This window comes from Flavobacterium anhuiense (genome assembly GCF_050990855.1).
Taxonomy (GTDB): Bacteria; Bacteroidota; Bacteroidia; order Flavobacteriales; family Flavobacteriaceae; genus Flavobacterium; species Flavobacterium anhuiense_C.
In genome coordinates, this window is the sequence record NZ_CP158861.1 from 2,145,689 (window position 1) to 2,163,996 (window position 18,308).

19 protein-coding genes are annotated in these 18,308 nt (G+C 34.9%); 14 read left to right on the plus strand and 5 right to left on the minus strand.

The genetic code is table 11. From position 1 onward, the window contains the following. Positions 1 to 11 precede the first annotated feature (11 nt). Both ABTV69_RS09640 and ABTV69_RS09645 read right to left on the minus strand, forming a co-directional pair. Positions 12 to 986 (minus strand): 2-hydroxyacid dehydrogenase, encoded by a 975-nt coding sequence (locus ABTV69_RS09640; protein ID WP_433835817.1) that lies wholly within the window; start codon positions 984 to 986, stop codon positions 12 to 14. 11 nt (positions 987 to 997) lie between these two features. Then, the gene (locus ABTV69_RS09645; RefSeq protein ID WP_433835819.1) at positions 998 to 1,177 is read right to left on the minus strand and encodes a DUF5522 domain-containing protein; all 180 of its coding nucleotides are present in this window, start codon (positions 1,175 to 1,177) and stop codon (positions 998 to 1,000) included. Between the two features lie 114 nt (positions 1,178 to 1,291). Between ABTV69_RS09645 and ABTV69_RS09650 the strand changes: the two genes are divergently transcribed. From ABTV69_RS09650 to hemL, 4 genes are all read left to right on the plus strand, one after another. Beyond that, positions 1,292 to 1,627, plus strand: a complete 336-nt coding sequence (locus ABTV69_RS09650; protein WP_433835821.1) for a hypothetical protein — start codon at positions 1,292 to 1,294, stop codon at positions 1,625 to 1,627. Continuing rightward, the gene (locus ABTV69_RS09655) at positions 1,624 to 2,532 is read left to right on the plus strand and encodes a 1-aminocyclopropane-1-carboxylate deaminase/D-cysteine desulfhydrase (RefSeq protein WP_433835823.1); all 909 of its coding nucleotides are present in this window, start codon (positions 1,624 to 1,626) and stop codon (positions 2,530 to 2,532) included. The genes ABTV69_RS09650 and ABTV69_RS09655 overlap by 4 nt, the downstream gene beginning before the upstream one ends. Next, complete coding sequence (locus ABTV69_RS09660; protein WP_433835825.1) at positions 2,525 to 3,424, plus strand: glucosaminidase domain-containing protein; 900 nt, start codon at positions 2,525 to 2,527, stop codon at positions 3,422 to 3,424. The genes ABTV69_RS09655 and ABTV69_RS09660 overlap by 8 nt, the downstream gene beginning before the upstream one ends. Before the next feature lie 106 nt (positions 3,425 to 3,530). After that, positions 3,531 to 4,817: a glutamate-1-semialdehyde 2,1-aminomutase gene (hemL, locus tag ABTV69_RS09665; protein ID WP_433835827.1), complete on the plus strand. Its 1,287-nt coding sequence runs from the start codon at positions 3,531 to 3,533 to the stop codon at positions 4,815 to 4,817. A gap of 46 nt (positions 4,818 to 4,863) precedes the next feature. On the opposite strand, the gene ABTV69_RS09670 is transcribed toward hemL, so the two are convergent. Together ABTV69_RS09670 and ABTV69_RS09675 are read right to left on the minus strand one after the other, a co-directional pair. Next, positions 4,864 to 5,595, minus strand: coding sequence for a hypothetical protein (locus tag ABTV69_RS09670; protein ID WP_433835829.1), 732 nt, complete (start codon positions 5,593 to 5,595; stop codon positions 4,864 to 4,866). 153 nt (positions 5,596 to 5,748) lie between these two features. After that, positions 5,749 to 6,165, minus strand: a complete 417-nt coding sequence (locus tag ABTV69_RS09675; protein WP_433835831.1) for a hypothetical protein — start codon at positions 6,163 to 6,165, stop codon at positions 5,749 to 5,751. A 321-nt stretch (positions 6,166 to 6,486) separates the two neighbouring features. On the opposite strand from ABTV69_RS09675, the gene ABTV69_RS09680 reads away from it, so the two are divergent. The 8 genes from ABTV69_RS09680 (at position 6,487) to ABTV69_RS09715 (ending at position 14,355) form a co-directional block, all read left to right on the plus strand. After that, entirely contained in the window at positions 6,487 to 7,956 is a 1,470-nt protein-coding gene (locus tag ABTV69_RS09680; RefSeq protein ID WP_433835833.1) for an MFS transporter, read from the plus strand. 6 nt (positions 7,957 to 7,962) lie between these two features. Next, entirely contained in the window at positions 7,963 to 9,012 is a 1,050-nt protein-coding gene (locus tag ABTV69_RS09685; protein ID WP_433835835.1) for an MFS transporter, read from the plus strand. Positions 9,013 to 9,100: 88 nt separating this feature from the next. Beyond that, positions 9,101 to 11,317, plus strand: coding sequence for a molybdopterin oxidoreductase family protein (locus ABTV69_RS09690; protein ID WP_433835837.1), 2,217 nt, complete (start codon positions 9,101 to 9,103; stop codon positions 11,315 to 11,317). 19 nt (positions 11,318 to 11,336) lie between these two features. Next, entirely contained in the window at positions 11,337 to 11,906 is a 570-nt protein-coding gene (locus ABTV69_RS09695; protein WP_433835839.1) for a 4Fe-4S dicluster domain-containing protein, read from the plus strand. Between the two features lie 11 nt (positions 11,907 to 11,917). After that, positions 11,918 to 12,427 carry a ubiquinol-cytochrome c reductase iron-sulfur subunit gene (locus ABTV69_RS09700; RefSeq protein WP_433835841.1) on the plus strand — a complete coding sequence of 170 codons (510 nt, stop codon included), beginning with the start codon at positions 11,918 to 11,920 and terminating at the stop codon, positions 12,425 to 12,427. Positions 12,428 to 12,445: 18 nt separating this feature from the next. Further along, positions 12,446 to 12,700, plus strand: a complete 255-nt coding sequence (locus tag ABTV69_RS09705; RefSeq protein ID WP_248729610.1) for a DUF6755 family protein — start codon at positions 12,446 to 12,448, stop codon at positions 12,698 to 12,700. 12 nt (positions 12,701 to 12,712) lie between these two features. Continuing rightward, the gene (locus ABTV69_RS09710; RefSeq protein WP_433835844.1) at positions 12,713 to 13,732 is read left to right on the plus strand and encodes a 2-hydroxyacid dehydrogenase; all 1,020 of its coding nucleotides are present in this window, start codon (positions 12,713 to 12,715) and stop codon (positions 13,730 to 13,732) included. A 26-nt stretch (positions 13,733 to 13,758) separates the two neighbouring features. Continuing rightward, positions 13,759 to 14,355, plus strand: a complete 597-nt coding sequence (locus ABTV69_RS09715) for a hypothetical protein (protein ID WP_433835846.1) — start codon at positions 13,759 to 13,761, stop codon at positions 14,353 to 14,355. A 227-nt stretch (positions 14,356 to 14,582) separates the two neighbouring features. Here the strand turns inward: ABTV69_RS09715 and lysS are convergent, their stop codons facing one another. Beyond that, positions 14,583 to 16,283: a lysine--tRNA ligase gene (gene lysS, locus ABTV69_RS09720; RefSeq protein ID WP_433835848.1), complete on the minus strand. Its 1,701-nt coding sequence runs from the start codon at positions 16,281 to 16,283 to the stop codon at positions 14,583 to 14,585. 405 nt (positions 16,284 to 16,688) lie between these two features. Here lysS and ABTV69_RS09725 point away from each other — a divergent pair, with 405 nt between their 5' ends. Continuing rightward, a complete protein-coding gene (locus ABTV69_RS09725; protein WP_433835850.1) occupies positions 16,689 to 17,492 on the plus strand; it encodes a hypothetical protein in 804 nt (267 codons plus the stop codon). 66 nt (positions 17,493 to 17,558) lie between these two features. After that, positions 17,559 to 18,308 (plus strand): hypothetical protein, encoded by a 750-nt coding sequence (locus tag ABTV69_RS09730; RefSeq protein ID WP_433835852.1) that lies wholly within the window; start codon positions 17,559 to 17,561, stop codon positions 18,306 to 18,308.

Below are 18,308 nucleotides of genomic sequence, written 5' to 3' on the forward strand. Positions count from 1 at the left end.
ACATTATCTCATTAATTATAAACCCCTTTGTTAACACAAAACGGCATTTTCGTATCTTCAAAAAGAGCAATGATATTTTGTGCAGCGCAAACCGCCATTCCGTTTCGGGCTTCGTAAGTTGCAGAACCAATATGCGGTAAAACACAGCAATTTGGAAGCGACAATAACGGATTATCAAATTTCATAGGTTCTGGATTTGTAACATCTAAGCCAGCGCCCCAGATTATATTATTTGTTAAAGCATGAAACAAATCATCTTCATTTTGAAATTTACCTCTTGCTGTATTAATGAAAATGGCATTCGATTTCATTTTCGCAAAAGCATCTTTATTGAAAATTTCGTTGTTTTCTTCGCTGTAATTAGAATGAATGCTTAAAACATCACTTTCTGTAAGTAAGGTTTCAAAATCTACATATTTGGCATCTAGTTCTTTTTCGGCAACTTCATTATGAGAACGATTATGATAAATAATATTCATTCCAAAAGCGGCTTTACATTTTTTAGCCATTTCAAAACCAATTCTTCCTAAACCGAAAATCCCCAGTGTTTTGCCGTAAAGTTCCTGGCCTAAATTAGCTAACGGATTAAAACTTCCCCAATCATCATTCAAAATTCTTTTATGATTGAAAAATGATTTTCTGGCCACACTTTGCATCAATAAAAAAGCAACATCAGACGTAGCTCGGCTTAAAACATCGGGCGTATTTCCAACAGGAATTTTTCTGCTATTTGCTGATGGAATATTCACAGAATCAAATCCGACAGAAAATAAAGCGATTCCTTTTAAATTTGAGCATTGCTCGAAAAAATCTTCGTCTAATTTATTTGTTCCAACATTTAGCAGCGCATCATGTTCTTGACAGATTTTTATAAAATCTTCTCTTGATAATACATTTTCTGTTGGATTTATCGTAAGAGTAATGCCTTTGTCCTGAAGCAATTTAATGCCCGCTTCGGGTATGTTTTTATTTATAAAAACCTTCATGTTGTGGTATTCTATTTTTTATTTATTCTTCCTGTTTTTTTATCATATCCGTACGGACAGTGGCGACAGCCGCTTTTGCAGCAATAACCGCGTTTTAAATGATGTTTTTCAGTAAAGCATTTGTAACCTTCGGGCGTATAGTAAAAATCTTCGCCTTCGATTAATTTATTTTCATTACTTTGCTCTTTCATAAATCTGCTTCGAGTTCTTTTTCGAATAATTAAAATCAAAAATATAAATATTTGATTATGATTTTATTGAAATCGAACAATTTTATAGCTACAAATTTATAAATTTTACAGCCAATGTTTCTGATTGTTGCTAAATATTTAATTCCGAAAGGATATAGAGGAATGGCTGTTTTTCCGTTTGTATTAATGAAATATGATTTTGATAAAGCAAATAGAGTTTTTGTAAATCACGAAAAAATACATTTGCGCCAACAGTTAGAAATGTTAGTTCTTCCGTTTTTTACTTGGTATGTTTTGGAGTTTTTTATTCGGTTAATTCAATACAAAAACAAAGATTTGGCGTATCGAAATATTAGTTTTGAAAGAGAAGCTTACGAAAAAGAAACGGATTTAAATTATCTGAAAAATAGATCCTTTTTTCAGTTTCTGCATTATATTAAATTAAAATGAAAACAATTATAAATCAGAAAATCAATCTTTCTTTTCCGAATGAAATTTCGTTGACAATTAAGCGTGAAGATCTCATTCATCCTTTTGTTTCAGGAAATAAATTCAGAAAACTGAAATACAATTTACTTCAGGCGAAAGCCGAAAATAAAGCCACTTTATTAACTTTTGGCGGTGCGTTTTCCAATCATATTGCAGCGGTTGCTTATGCGGGAAAAGAGCAAGGTTTTAAGACCATTGGCATCATTCGCGGAGACGAACTTTTAGATAAAATCGAAAAAAATCCAACTTTGAAATTTGCTCAAGAAAATGGAATGCAATTTGAATTTGTTTCGAGAGAAGATTACCGTTTTAAAAGTGAAGATTCTTTTATTGAAAAGCTAAAAGATAAGTTTGGCGATTTTTATCTGGTTCCCGAAGGCGGAACAAACGAATTGGCGGTCAAAGGCTGCGAAGAGATTTTGACAGACGAAGATTCGGTTTTTAATTACGTTTGCTGTGCGGTTGGAACAGGCGGCACGATTTCGGGATTAATTAATAGTTCCTTACAAAATCAGAAAATTTTGGGCTTTCCAGCGTTAAAAGGTGACTTTTTAAACGATGAAATTCGTATTTTTGCAAAAAAAGATAACTGGAATTTAATTTCTGACTATCATTTTGGAGGTTATGGCAAGATAAATTTAGAATTAATCGAATTTATTAATGCTTTTTTTGAAGAAACAAAAGTGCCCTTAGATCCAATTTATACAGGAAAGATGGTTTTTGGCGTTATAGATTTAATCGGCAAAAATTATTTTCCTGAACATTCAAAAATTTTACTCATTCACACAGGCGGATTGCAGGGAATTGATGGAATGAATATAAAGTTGAAGCAGAAGAAATTACCAATACTCAAAACCAATGATTAAAAAAATTGTATTGCTATTTACGATTCTCGTTTTGGCAAGCTGCTCTTCCAGCAAACCCAAAATCGCGACAACTAAAAAAGCAGCGGCAGTTCAGACCCGAACAGCAGCAGCAAGAAAAACGACTCCCGTAAAACCAATCGGTAAAAATTACCCTTCTACAAATAATACAACTGAAGTTATTCAATCTACTTCCAAAACAGTTGTAACCAGCGATTTGATTAATAATTATGTGTTGCAATATAAAGAAATTGCAATGGGAAACATGAAAACGTACGGAATTCCAGCGAGTATTATTTTGGCACAAGGAATTTTGGAATCGGGTGCGGGTAGAGGAGATTTGGCTGTAGACGCTAATAATCATTTTGGAATAAAATGCCACAATGATTGGTTAGGAGAAAGTGTACGTCACGACGATGACTCGGCTCAGGAATGTTTCAGAAAATATCCGCAGGCATCAGAATCTTATAGAGATCATGCTTTGTTTTTGGTTGGGAAAAAACGATATGCGACCTTGTTTACTTACGAAAAAGACGATTATAAAGCTTGGGCAAAAGGATTGAGAGCGGCTGGTTACGCAACAGATCCGAAATATCCAGATAAGTTAATCAGTTATATTGAGCGTTATAATTTGCATCAATACGATTGTCAGGTTACAGGAAGAAATTATGTGCCCATTAATACTTATGCACCGACAAAAAGCTCCTCTTCTGTAGCGTATTCCGATCCGAAAATTAATATGACTCCGTACGACCCGAATTTGTATGAAGTTCAAAAAGGAGACACGCTATACTCCATTTCAAAAAAATTCAATTTGTTAGTTGAGGATTTAAAAAGAAAAAATAATCTGACTGATAATGCGATTTCTATCGGACAACGACTTAAGGTAAAATAGTTTTCAGTCGCAGTCGCGGTTTTCAGTTCTCTGAGCATAAATCTAGAATCTAAAATAAGTTTTCAGTTTTAATCTAAAATCTGAATTCTAAAATCTAAAATAAAAAATGTTATATAAAAGAAGTAGTCAGCTTTTTGCTGAAGCAGAAAAAGTAATTCCGGGAGGAGTAAATTCACCAGTAAGAGCATTTAAAGCCGTTGGCGGAACTCCGATTTTTGTAAAAAGCGCAAAAGGTGCTTATTTATATGATGAAGACGGAAATAAATTAATCGATTATATTAACTCTTGGGGACCAATGGTTTTGGGTCACGCATATCAGCCTGTTGTTGATGCGGTGATTGAGAAAGCAAAACTGGGAACTTCATTTGGAATGCCAACAGAATTGGAAACAGAAATCGCTGCTTTGGCTGTTTCGATGGTTCCAAATATTGATAAAATACGTTTTGTAAATTCAGGTACAGAAGCTTGTATGAGTGCGATTCGTTTAGCACGCGGATTTACAAAAAGAGATAAAATTATAAAATTTGCAGGTTGCTATCACGGACATTCTGATTCATTTTTGATTCAGGCAGGAAGTGGGGCTGTTACTTTTGGTTCGCCGAATAGTCCTGGAGTTACAGAAGGAACTGCAAAAGATACTTTGTTGGCCAAATACAATGATTTAGAGAATGTAAAAACATTGGTTGAAGCTAATAAAGGAGAAATCGCAGCTATTATTATTGAAGCTGTTGCAGGAAATATGGGATGTATTGTTCCTAAAGAAGGGTTCTTGCAAGGTTTAAGAGATTTGTGTACTGCAAACGGAATCTTATTGATTTTTGATGAGGTAATGACAGGTTTCCGTTTAGCTCGTGGTGGAGTTCAGGAATTATATGGTATTGATGCTGATATCGTAACTTTCGGAAAAGTTATTGGTGGCGGATTGCCAGTTGGAGCTTTTGCTGCACGCGAGGAAATCATGAATCATTTAGCGCCTCTTGGACCAGTTTATCAGGCAGGAACATTATCAGGAAATCCGTTGGCAATGGCGGCTGGTTTGGCAATGTTGAAAGCGCTTGATTCTGATAGAGAAATTTTTACTCGTTTAGAAGAAAAAACAGCTTATTTAGAAGCAGGAATCGATAGAGTTTTAAAAGCAAATAATGTTGTTTTCACCATCAATAGAGTTGGTTCTATGATTTCGGTTCACTTTGATGCAAATCCAGTTACCGATTTTCAAACGGCTGCAAAAGGAGATAACGAAACATTCAAGAAATTCTTCCACGGATTATTGCAAGAAGGTGTTTACATCGCGCCATCTGCATACGAAACGTGGTTTATTACAGATGCATTAACTTACGAAGATTTAGATTTTACAATCAATGCGATTGATAAAGTATCAAAATCATTTTAATACAAAAAGGAGGCTTTAAGCCTCCTTTTTCATTTTTAGAACAAGATTATTTTTTGTCTTTTCTGTATTCTTTCATTTTATCTTTATGCTCTTTCTGTATTGCAGTCCATTTTGTGTATTGGTCAGCAGTCAAAATAGATTTCATTTTAGCGTCATACGCTTTATGATCTGCTTCCATTTGTTTTTTCATGGCTTTCTTTTCAGCATCGGTTAGCTGAGCAGTAGAATCTTTTCTGCTTTTTTTAAGCATTGCCATTTTGGTGCTTCTATCAGATAAAAGTTCGCTAACTTGTTTTTGCTGCTCTGCATTTAAATTCAAATCTGTTGTCAATTTTTGCAAATGCGCTTGATTGTGTTCTTGAGGCGATTTGTGATCTTTACTTTTATGATGATCTTTGCGCTCTTTTTTTAGAGCCGTCCATTTGGTGTATTGATCAGCATTTAAAATCGATTTCATTTTAGCGTCAGTTGCTGCTTTTTCTGCTTCCATTTGTTTTTTGAAAGTGGCTTTTTCTTCAGCTGTTAAAGGCGTTTTACTGTCTTTTCGAGATTGTTTAAACTTTTCAGCTTTGGCACTTTTTTCAGCGATAAGCTGTTTTACCTGATCTTGCTGTTTTTTATCTAAATTTAAATCAGAAGTTAATTTTTGCAAATGTTTTTCGTTACGTTGTTCTGGAGTTAGTTTTTCTCGTTGATCACGTTTCGGCTTCTGATTGATGTCCTGTGCAAAACTTACTATTCCAACAAATAATAAAGTTGCGATAAATAGTTTTTTCATAATTCGTTTTATAAAAGGTTTATAGCAATTAGACTTTGATCGAATTAGTAAGTTTAATGGCATTTGGAGGTTTATCTTTTATTTAACAGAAACTATTAAAGAAAGTGTAAAGAATGCTTAAAACAAAAAAGAGGCAATTAAGCCTCTTTTTATTTAGTTATTATCTTTTCTGTATTCTTTCATTTTCTCTCTCGCTTTGTCTTTGTTTTCTTCCTGAATTGTTTTCCATTTAGTGTATTGGTCTGTATTCAAAATCGATTTCATTTTAGCATCGTTTGCCTCTTTTTCCGCCATCATTTCTTTTTTAAAAGCTTCTCTTTCTGCAGCAGTTGGTTTTGTTCCGCTTTCTTTTTGTTCTTGGCGAGACTCTCTCATTTTTTCGGCTTTAGCACTTCGGTCTGCTAAAAGCTGTTTTACTTGCGTTTGCTGGTTAGCATCAAGATTTAATTCTGTTGTTAATTTTTGCAGTTGTTTTTCATTACGCTGTTCTGGCGTTAATCTCTCTTTTTGCGCTTGTGCAAAACTTGCTATTCCAACAAATAACATTGCTGCGATTAATAATTTTTTCATGATTTAAGTTTTTTAATTGTTATACGAATTAGACTTTTTTCATTAAAACAGGTTTAATTGAACATTAAAAAATTATATTTTTTTTAACAAATTGAAAAACAGGGTTTTCTCATTGAAAATTACGAAAAATACCCTTTTACTATAAGAATGACTTTAAATAAGATTATTATAACGCTAAATGTTGAATTGTAAGTGTTTTACTTTAGATATTTTTTCTAACTTTAGAGAAAGTATTGTTTTTTAGTTGTTTACGGAAAACAATCTTTACGATTACCATATTTCAGTAATAGATTCCAAAAACAAAATTTAATACTTCTCTCTATGGCAGATCTTTCTCAATCTCATCGTATTCTTTTTCTAAACACTCTTGCTTTTGCTATTTGTTTTGCTTGCTGGACACTTAACGGAGTACTGGTTACTTTTTTAGTTGATAAAGAAATTTTCAACTGGAGTGTTGTACAAATAGGATGGCTTTTAGGAATTCCGGTACTTACAGGTTCGATTATGAGATTACCAATGGGAATATTAACGGATAAATATGGAGGTAGAATTGTACATTCAGCTTTACTGATTTTAGCTTCTATTCCTTTATTTCTTTTGCCATTTGCTACTTCATTTACTGTTTTTGCTATTCTAAGTTTCTTATTCGGAATGGTGGGAACCAGTTTTGCTGTTGGCGTGGCTTCAACTTCTGTTTGGTATCCAAAAGAATGGCAAGGAAGAGCTTTAGGAATCTTCGGAATGGGAACAGCAGGAGCTTCTATAACACCGTTTTTAGCGCCTTCATTATTGAGTAAATTTTCAGAAACCGATCCAGAAAATGGTTGGAAATGGCTTCCTGTACTTTACGGTTCCGCTTTATTGTTAATGGGAATTGTATTTCTAATTTTCGCTAAAAACAAAAAAAGCGAAGCACAATCTAAAACTTTAAAGCAATTGGTTCAGCCTTTAAAAAGAGTTCGTGTTTGGCGTTTTGGAACGTATTATTTTTTGGTATTTGGTTCGTTTGTGACTTTCTCACAATGGCTGTTGCCTAATTTTATGAATGTCTATCATACCTCATTAATTCTTGGCGGAATCTTTACTTCTTGTTTTAGTTTGCCAGCTGGAGTTGTCCGCGCTTTTGGAGGTTTTTTGTCTGATAAATTCGGGGCTAGAAAAGTAATGTATTGGGTTTTGAGCTCTTCAGTAGTTTTAAGTTTTTTATTATTATTTCCAAAAATGGATATCACAACTTCAGGAAGCGGATTATTGTCAAGCAAAGCAGGAACGGTTACGTCTGTTGCGCCAGATAAAATAGTAATTGATGGTAAAGAATATCCCATAGCGCAGAAAGACGAAAGTCAGGCGCATTCTCAATATTTCCCATCCAAAAAAACATGGCAGGAAGTAGTTGTAGAACAAAATCAAAAAGTGCAAAAGAAAGATTTATTAGCGGAAGGAATCACGCAAATTCATTTTGAAGCCAATATGTGGGTGTATTTGGTTTTGGTTATTCTAATCGGGATTTCTTGGGGAATTGGTTCTGCAGCTGTTTACAAACATATACCAGATTATTTTCCAAATGAAGTGGGCGTAATTGGCGGAATGGTTGGATTATTAGGAGGTCTTGGCGGTTTCTTCGGGCCAATTATTTTTGGGTATTTATTATCGTTTACAGGATTCTGGACAAGCTCATGGCTCTTTATTTTAGCCTTATCTCTGACTTGTTTAATCTGGATGCACCGCACAATTGTCAAAATGACCAAAGAAAGATTGCCTGAAATGGCGCAAGATATTGATCGAAAATAAAATGTTATGAAAGAAAGAACATTTAATGCAAAAGCTTTATTGATTGCAACGGCAGCTTCGGTTTTTATGGTCGTCTTGGTTTTCTACGGATCAAGAAAACTGCAAAATTTTGATGCTGCTTTAATTACGTATTTATTCGGAACGCTCTTTGCTTTTTTTGGAGTGGTGTACCGATATACCGTTTGGTTACAGCGTCCACCAACATGGATGTATTTTAAACGCGGCATTCATTTTCTGTTTACTGGAAAAGTATTTTCCCATTTATGGTTTTTAGGGAAAGAATCGGTTCAAAATATTGCTTTTCAGAAATTTATTTATCCAAGAGGAAAATACAGATGGATTGCACATTTTTGCATTGCAATTGGCTGTTTTTCTGCTTTTGCCATCACTTTTCCGCTAACATTTGGATGGATTCATTTTACATTGGCTCCAAATTCAATTTCGGTTTACGAAGCACACTTTTTTGGTTTTAAAGTAATGGATTTCGAACTGGGTTCTATAATGGCATTTTTGACATTTCATGCCTTAAACTGGTCTTCGTATTTGGTTATTTTCGGGTCGCTTTATTATTTAAGACGCCGTTTAACCAATCCGGGATTAATTGCCACTCAAACTTTTGAAGGCGATTTATTGCCACTTCTTTTATTAATTGCCATTTCGGTTACAGGTTTATGTCTTACGTATTCTTATCAGTTTATGAAAGGATTCGCGTATGACTTTCTGGCTGTAGTTCACGCCGTTACAGTTATTATGTTTTTGATTTGGATTCCGTTTGGAAAATTTTTCCATATCATTCAGCGACCGGCTCAAATTGGGGCGCATATTTATAAAAAAGAAGGAATGAAAAAAGGAATGGCAATATGTCCCGAAACAGGTAAGCCTTTTACAACACAACTTCATATTGATGATTTGAAAATAGTAACCAAACAACTGGGGTTTGATTTTAGTGATGATGAAGGCAATTCGCATCTCGATTTAAGCCCAGAGGGGAAAAGAGACCGTCTGGCAAAAGCACATTTAAAAGCAAGACTCGAAGGCGGAAATTTATTTGGATAAAAATTTAGTTTCAGGTTTCAAGTTCCAAGTTCACAGTTTGTGAGACAACTTGAAACATAAAACATGAAACCAAAAAAACAATAAAAAAATGGCAAAACTACCTGTATCAGCAGAAAAAATAATTGAAGACTTTGGTCCGCATTTGAATTATACTCCGAAAGAAGGATATGAAGGGCGTGACGAACCAGATAAAACCGTAAAAACACATTGCTGTTTCTGCGGAATGCAGTGTGGCATTCAATTATCTGTAAAAGATAATAAAGTAGTTGGGTTTGAGCCTTGGATGGAATTTCCGTTCAACGAAGGGCGTTTGTGTCCAAAAGGCGTTCAGCGTTATATGCAAAACAACCATCCCGATCGATTACTGCATCCGATAAAAAGAGTAGAAGGTAAAGGCTTCGAAAAAACGACTTGGAATGAAGCAATGGATAAAACGGTTTCTGAAATTAAAAGAATTCAAGAAAAATACGGGAAACATGCTTTTTCGATGCTCTCTGGTGTTTCGCTTACGAATGAAAAAAGTTATTTGGTTGGAAAATTTGCCAGAGTAGCTTTAAAAACCAGAAATTTAGATTACAACGGACGTCTTTGCATGGTAAGCGCGGGCGCAGGAAATAAAAAAGCATTTGGATTAGATCGAGCATCAAACAATTATTCAGATTTAGAATATGCTGAAGTAATTATTGTGGCTGGAGCGAATGTGAGTGAGACCTTTCCAACGTTAACGCATTGGATTTGGAAAGCCAGAGATCGAGGCGCAAAATTAATTGTTGTCGATCCGCGTGTAATTCCGTTGGCAAGAACTGCCGATATTCATTTGGATGTAAGACCCGGAACAGATTCTGCTTTATATGGAGCGATGCTGAAATATCTAGTCGATCATGATATGTTGGATCACGATTTTATTGATAATCACACTTCAGGATTTCAAGAAACTATTGATGCTGTAAAAGAATATACTCTGGAATGGGCAGAAGAAGTTACAGGAATTTCTAAGGAAAAAATCAAAGCCGCAGCCGAATTGTGGGGAAAAGCGAAAACAAGCTTTTTGCTCCACGCAAGAGGAATCGAACATCACTCTAAAGGTGTTGATAATGTAATTGGATGCATCAATTTGGTTTTGGCAACAGGAAGAATCGGAAGACCTTATTGCGGTTACGGAACGATTACTGGACAGGGAAATGGTCAGGGTGGAAGAGAGCACGGTCATAAATGCGACCAGTTGCCCGGAAACCGAGATATCGAAAACATGGAGCATCGAAAATATATTGCCGATGTCTGGAAAATAAAAGAAGAGGATATGCCTCACAAAGGCATCACGGCTTATGAAATTATCGAAGCCATTCACAGCGGTGAAATCAAAGGATTGATTTCGATTTGTTTTAATCCGTTAGTGTCTCTTCCAAATAATAATTACGTGCGTTCTGCTCTTGAAAAATTGGAGTTTTACGCTGCCATAGATTTCTTTTTGAATGAAACTGCCCGTCATGCGGATATTGTTTTAGCAGGTTCATTACAGGAAGAAGAAGAAGGAACAACTACATCAGCAGAAGGTCGCGTTATTCGAATTAGACAAGCTGTTACGCCACCGGGCGAGGCAAGAACAGATACTTCGATATTATTAGAATTAGCCAAAAGATTAGGTGAAGAAGAACGATTTACATATGCCAATAGTGAAGCTATTTTTAATGAATTACGAGTGGCTTCAAAAGGAGGAACTGCCGATTACAACGGAATCACTTATAAAAAAGTAGAAGACAATATGGGTGTTTTCTGGCCATGTCCAACTGAAGATCACCCTGGGACACCAAGATTATGGGAAGATAAAAAGTTTGCCACTCCAGATGGAAAAGCACATTTTAATCCTGCTCCTTACAAATTGCCAGGTGAAATTACGGATGAAGAATATCCGATAATATTAACAACAGGACGCGTTGTGTCGCAATATTTGAGTGGGACACAAACTAGAAGAATTGGAAAATTGGTCGATCAGTTTCCAGAGCCACTATTAGAAATTCATCCAGAAATGGCTAGAAAATATAATATTCAACAAAGGGAATTGGTAAAAGTTTCAACGCGAAGAGGCGAAGGAATTTTTCCTGCCAATATTGTAGAAACAATTAGAAAAGACACTGTTTTTATTCCGTATCACTGGCCGGGGAAAAAATCAGCCAACCAGTTAACGCCTGGAACTTTGGATCCGATTTCTAAAATTCCAGAGTTTAAAGTTTGTGCCTGCAAGCTCGAACCATTAGGAGAAATCGAAAATTCATCAGACAAACCAACAGCTTATGCAAGTGTTTAATCTATAAAAAGCAAGAATTATGAATGTAACCAATTATAATAAAAACGAAGAGTTTTTTGTAGACTTACAAAGATGCATTGGCTGTAAAGCTTGCGAAATGGCTTGTGCAGAATGTGAAACCAACGGCCAGGAATCTATGATTCATGTTAATTATGTAGAACGTGAAGTTACCATTCAAACCACAGTTCAGGTTTGCATGCATTGCGAAGATCCTGTTTGTGCGAATGTTTGCCCAGCTGATGCTATTTCGCAAGATGAATTTGGAGTAGTTCATACCGCAAATACGGAGCGCTGTATTGGCTGTTCCAACTGTGTAATGGCTTGTCCATTTGGGGTTCCGAAGAAAATGGAAGAATACGATTTAATGATGAAATGTACGATGTGTTATGACAGAACCAGTGTTGGCAAAAAACCAATGTGCGCGACAGTTTGTCCGAGTGGTGCCTTGTTTTACGGAACTCGTGCTCAAATCGAAGAAATGCGTCCGAACAGCACTCCTGTAAATTCATTTGTTTTTGGAAAAGAACGTGTAAAAACCAAAGTGAATATTATGATGCCAAAAGGAAGCACTGAACTAAGAATATTCTAAAGCTAAAATCCATGTCTAAAGAAGATAATTTAAAAGAAAATTGGAAGAAGGATTTTCCATATAGAAAACAAGAATCGACACAAGTTAGCCGACGCGATTTTGCCAAATTCCTTACGCTAGTTTCTGGCGGTTTAATGGTTGGTAGCGGATTGGTTGCAGCAAAAGCGTATTTGCTTCCAACTGATGAAGTTGTGGGGGAACATTTTGTATGCGAAATAAAAGATATTCCGTTGGGAGGAACAAGAGGTTTTGTGATTGAAGGGAGTGCGATTCCGTATATTTTGGTGCATTTGGAAAGCGGAATGTTTAGAGCTTACGAACAAAAATGCACACATCTTTCTTGTGCCGTTTTTTATAAACCAGGAACAGGAATTATTCATTGTCCTTGTCACGAAGGCTCTTTTGATGCCTTGACGGGAGACGTTATTGCAGGGCCTCCGCCAAGAGCTTTGCCTCAATTAGAAGTAGTTCTAAAAGGAGAAAAGATTTTTGTAAAAGAATTTGAAAACAAAGCAAGTTAATAGTTTAAAACAGAAATTATGAGTACATTTAGAAAAAGCCAAAATCAGGCAAATCCTAATAAGTTGAATGTTATTCTTTCTACTTTAATATTTGTTTTAATCTTAAATGTAAGCATCCAGATTTGGTTATTATATGCTGCACTAAATAATGCATTAGACAACAATAAAGAGATTTTAATTCCAGCATTTATAGGTTCGCTTATTTTATTTTTAATTGGTTTTGGATGGCTATATTATCTCCCAAAAGGGAATTTTAAAAATAATAAAACATAAATAATAATTATTATGAGCACAAATTTTGGTGCAAACAAAATTGCATTTTTTTCGACCCAGCCCTATGATAAAACGTTCTTCAATAAATACAATGAAGAGTTTGGTTTTCAATTGGATTTTTTCGAAACGCAGCTTAATCCGCAAACAGTTGCTTTAATTGAAAATTGTGAAATTGTCTGTGTGTTTGTAAATGACATTGTAAACGAAACGGTTATAAACCAATTAGCTGAAAAAAAAGTAAAAATACTTGCGCTACGTTGCGCTGGATTTAACAATGTAGATTTGGAAGCCGCTAGAAAACATAATATCAATGTTTGTCGTGTTCCAGCCTATTCTCCGCAAGCAGTTGCGGAACATGCCATGGCAATGATTTTGACTTTAAACAGAAAAACACATAAAGCGTATAATAGAGTTCGTGAACAGAATTTCTCTCTTAACGGTTTATTAGGTTTTGATTTATTCGGAAAAACAGTCGGAATTATTGGAACAGGAAATATCGGAAAAGCATTTTCTAAAATTGTATTAGGCTTTGGCTGTAAAGTTTTAGCGTATGATATTGTGGAAAGTGAAGAAATGAAAAATGATGGGGTTTCTTTTGTTGGTTTAGAAGAGATTTTCAAATCAAGTGATATTATTTCATTGCATTGTCCATTAAACGATCAAACAAAACATGTTATCAATAAAACGTCGCTGACTTTTATGAAAGATAGTGTTATGATTATCAATACAAGCCGCGGCGGATTAATAGAAACGGCATCGGTTATTGAAGGATTGAAGGAAGGTAAAATTGGCTATTTAGGAATTGACGTTTACGAACAAGAAGAAAAATTGTTCTTTAGAGATCTTTCAGCAGACATTATTCAAGACGACGCCATTCAGCGTTTAATGAGTTTTCCGAATGTTTTGGTAACGGCGCATCAGGCCTTTTTTACCAACGAAGCTTTAACGCAAATTGCATTGGTTACGTTTAATAATATAAAATCACTATTGATGCAGCATGATATTGAAAATAAGGCTGCGCTGCTGGTTTGAAAAAAAAAGAATTTAAAAATCTGATCATGAAAAAGAAAATTGTAATTCTAATCGGAATTCTGGTTTTGTCTTCCTGCCAAAACAAAGACAATTCAAAGAATATTGTTAAGACTGTTGTTCAAGATACATTATCTAAAACACTTGGAGGTACGGCAGACTTAAGTGACGTTTCTGAAAAAGAAAATAAAGCGGTTGAAGTAATTCGAAAACAATTACAGGTCTTGTTAAAGAAAGATTTACCTGTAATGACTCCGGAGCAAAGATTCTTTTATTACGAAGCTTTCGATTTAAATAACGATAAGAAAGACGAATATTTCGTTGGCTTTTCCAATTCGTATTTCTGCGGAAGCGGAGGCTGTTCGGGATATATTTTAAATAACGACGGCAGTGTAATTAATTATTTTTCTGTTACCGATTTTCCAATTTATGTGACAACTTCTTCAACAGGAAAGTTTTATGATCTTTTGATGAAAAGCGGTGGCTTAGTCCATTTTATAAAAATGAAAAACGGAAAATATCCGTCAAATCCAACTATCGAAGAAAAATGGAAGGGAGAAATTCCAAAAGACACTACTCCTGTTTTGGATATTCAAGGGAAGAAATTGGAGAAATATTCGTTTTAGACTATAATGTAAATGCAAATCTAAATTAAACCGGATTGAAGTCCGGCTCTACAATATGCTTTGTTCCTTCGGAACTGAAAAAGAGCTTTAGCTCAATTTATATTGTAGGCCCGGACTTCAGTCTGGTTTACATTGGTGTATAAAATATAAATAAAAAACCCGACAGGTTTTTAAAGCCTGTCGGGTTTGAAATATTATAAGTCCAATTGGAATTTGGAATTTTAAATTTACCCCACCAACTCCACAAATTTAAACTCACCATCAACAACAACTTTAGTCAAACCGTGTTTAGATAAGTTTTTCATAGAAGCATCCCATTTTTTACCGCTCAAATTAGCTGTAATTTTAAGCTGGCCTAAATCCATTCTATTTTCGTTTCCTTTTAATAAATCAACGATAAATTTCTCTTCATCAGATAATTCAACGGTTTGTTTTTTCTCAGGACGCATTTGTGGGAACAATAAAACTTCTTGAATAGAAGCGTTGTTAGTCAAATACATAATCAAACGATCCATTCCAATTCCCATTCCAGAAGTAGGAGGCATACCGTACTCAAGCGCTCTTAAGAAATCTTCGTCGATAATTCCGTTTGCTTCATCATCACCTTTTGCTGCCAAACGCATTTGCTCTTCAAAACGCTCTCTTTGGTCAATTGGATCATTTAATTCAGAATAAGCATTTGCGATTTCTTTTCCGCAAACCATTAATTCAAAACGCTCCGTTAAATCTGGATTATCACGGTGCTCTTTACAAAGCGGCGACATTTCTTTTGGATAATCTGTAATGAAAGTTGGCTGAATATAATTTCCTTCACATTTAGCTCCAAAAATCTCATCAATCAATTTTCCTTTACCCATTGTTTCGTCAACCTCGATTCCCATTCCGCGTGCTGCTTCAAACAATTCTTGTTCTGTTTTACCAGAGATATCAAAGCCAGTAAAATGTTTGATAGAATCTGTCATTGTAACACGAGCGTAAGGCGCTTTAAAGTTGATTGTATGCTCGCCAAAAGTAACTTCACTAGTTCCATTTACAGCAATTGCACAATGTTCTAATAAGCCTTCAGCAAATTCCATCATCCAGTTGTAGTCTTTGTAAGCTACATATATTTCCATTGCAGTAAACTCAGGATTATGCGTTCTGTCCATACCTTCGTTACGGAAGTTTCTAGAGAACTCATAAACACCTTCAAATCCACCAACAATTAATCTTTTTAAGTATAACTCATTCGCAATACGCATGTAAAGCGGAATATCAAGTGAGTTGTGGTGCGTAATAAACGGACGTGCAGAAGCTCCACCAGGAATTGACTGTAAAACTGGAGTATCGACTTCCAAATATCCTGCATCGTTAAAATAACCACGCATTGCAGTAAATAACTTAGTACGTTTAATAAAAGTTTCTTTAACCTGAGGGTTTACAGTTAAATCTACATAACGCATTCTGTAACGTAATTCAGCATCTTTAAAAGCATCGTGAACATTTCCGTCAGTATCAACTCTTGGTAAAGGAAGCGGACGTAACGTTTTACTCAAGAAAGTAAGACCGGTTACACGAACGCATTGTGCGCCTACCTGCGTAGTAAACAATTCTCCTTCGATACCCACAAAATCACCTAAATCGGTTAATTTTTTGAAAACAGTATTGTACAAAGTTTTATCGTCACCTTCGCACAAAACATCGCGATTTACGTACAATTGAATACGTCCTTCGCTGTCTTGTAATTCAGCAAAACAAGCTTTACCCTGATCGCGAACACTCATCAAACGTCCAGCAACAATAACCTTCTTACCTTCCTCGAAAGTTTCCTTTATCTGCTTCGAAGTATGATTTACAGGAAAAAGATTAGCCGGATAAGGATTGATTCCTAAGTTGCGTAAGTTTTGAAGTTTTTCTCTTCTGATGATTTCTTGTTCTGATAATGCCATTTTGTGCTATTTTTTTTCGTGCGCAAAGATAGTTTTTAAGTCGCAAAGTTGCAAAGTGATAGAGTCTAAAGTTTTAGAAAAGAGTAATGTTTTTTATTAGGAGCAGAAAAAAGGTTTTTTCAAGAACGTTTTGTCCCGCTATCCGCTTTATCTTTTTCTTGCTAAAGAAGCAAGAAAAAGGATACCGCTTCTATCGGGGCTAGTGTAGAAGTTTTGGTTTTCATAAGAGTTTTTAGTTGGAGTGCAATAGCCAAAAAAGACTCTGAAAACGATAAATTAAAATGTTTATTATTAGAATTTCAATTACAGGATTTTCAAAAGAGCATCAAAATTGTTGTTTTAAAATAAAACCGAAATAATTCAGAAAAGAAAGTATCTTCGCCTATATAACCTAAATCTATTTTTATGAAAAAAACACTACTTTGCTTTTTTATAATGTTATGTCTTTCAAGCTGTATTCTTAAAGAAAAAATGATTATGAATGAAGATGGATCTGGAACTTTCTCGTACGGATTTGACATGTCGCCCATGTTTAAACTGGGAATGAAAAAATCAGATTCTACAAAAGTCAGTAAAGTAATAGACACCACTTTTACCTTTAAAGAAGTATTAGCTAAAATAAAAGACAGCATCTCTAAATTGCCTAATGCAGACAAAGAAAAATTGGCGATGTTGGAGAGTGAAAAAGATAAACTTAAAATTCTAGAGAATTTTAAAATCAGCATGAAAATTAACGAAGAGAAAAAGCAATTCGAATATAGTATGGCGATCGATTTCCCTCCGGGAGAAGATTTTAAATCGATAGCAACGCCTGCTGAAAGTTTAGAAGCTTTGGCGGCTACAGACAAAAAGAATTTAGGAGTTTTAAGTGCAGTGCCAAAACCAGAAGAAAAAGCAACGTCAACTATTTTTTATGATGGTAAAGTTTTTATTAAGAACGTAACGCCATCTAAAGAGGACACAAAAGTTAAAAAGAAAAAAGAATCGAAAAAAGAAAAAAGCGACGATCCTTTCTCAAAAAAAATGGAAGAAATGTTGAAGGAGTGCAAATATATCGCTGAATATCATTTTCCTAAAAAAATCAAAACCGTGTCGCTTAAAAATGCGGTAGTAACTCCAGACAGAAAAAGCTTTACAGTTGAAGTTCCTCTAGACAATATGCAAGAAAGCAATGTAGATTTTGGATTTAAAGTAGAGTTCGAACAATAATTTAGGGTTTTCAATAAAATGTATTTTTAAAAATAGTCTTCGTATCTTTGATAAAAATAAACTGCGATGAAATTATACCAACTACTTAGTTTTTCTTTCTTAATAGCGACTTTAACCAGCTGTACTTTCACTGAAAATATTACAATTAATGAAAATGGAACAGGAAAATTTTCTGTAGATATGGATGGTTCTGCCTTAATGGAAATGGCAGGCGATCAAATTGCAGGTCAAATGGGAGAGACAAAAAAAGACATTGATACTACTTTTACTTTCAAACAGTTATTTGAAGAGAAAAAAGATAGTATTGCTAAGTTATCGCCAGAAACGCAAAAGGAGCTAAAAAAACTGGAAAATTTTGTAGTGTCTACTAAAATGAGTTCGGAGAAAAAGCAGTTTTTAATGAATATGGGAACCGATTTTAAAAACGTAAACGAACTTCAGGATATTCTACAAACATTAGGAACACTTCAAAAATTAGAAGGGGGCGCAAATGCGAATCCACTTGGAAATGGTTTTGGAGATAACGGCAGTAAATTAAGTTATACGTATGACGGAAAGAAATTTACAAGAAAAGCGATAATCGATCAGCAGAAAAAAGCAGCAAAAGCCAAAGATTCTGCTCCAGATATGTCAAAAATGATGTTTGCTTCATCCAGTTATATTGTAAATTATCACTTTCCAAAAAAGATTAAGAAAGTTTCTAATCCAAGTGCCTTGTTTAGCGACGATCGTAAATCAATTACAATTCAATACTCTTTTACGGATTATATGGAGAATCCTGACAAACTTAACTTTGATGTTGAGTTTGAAAAATAA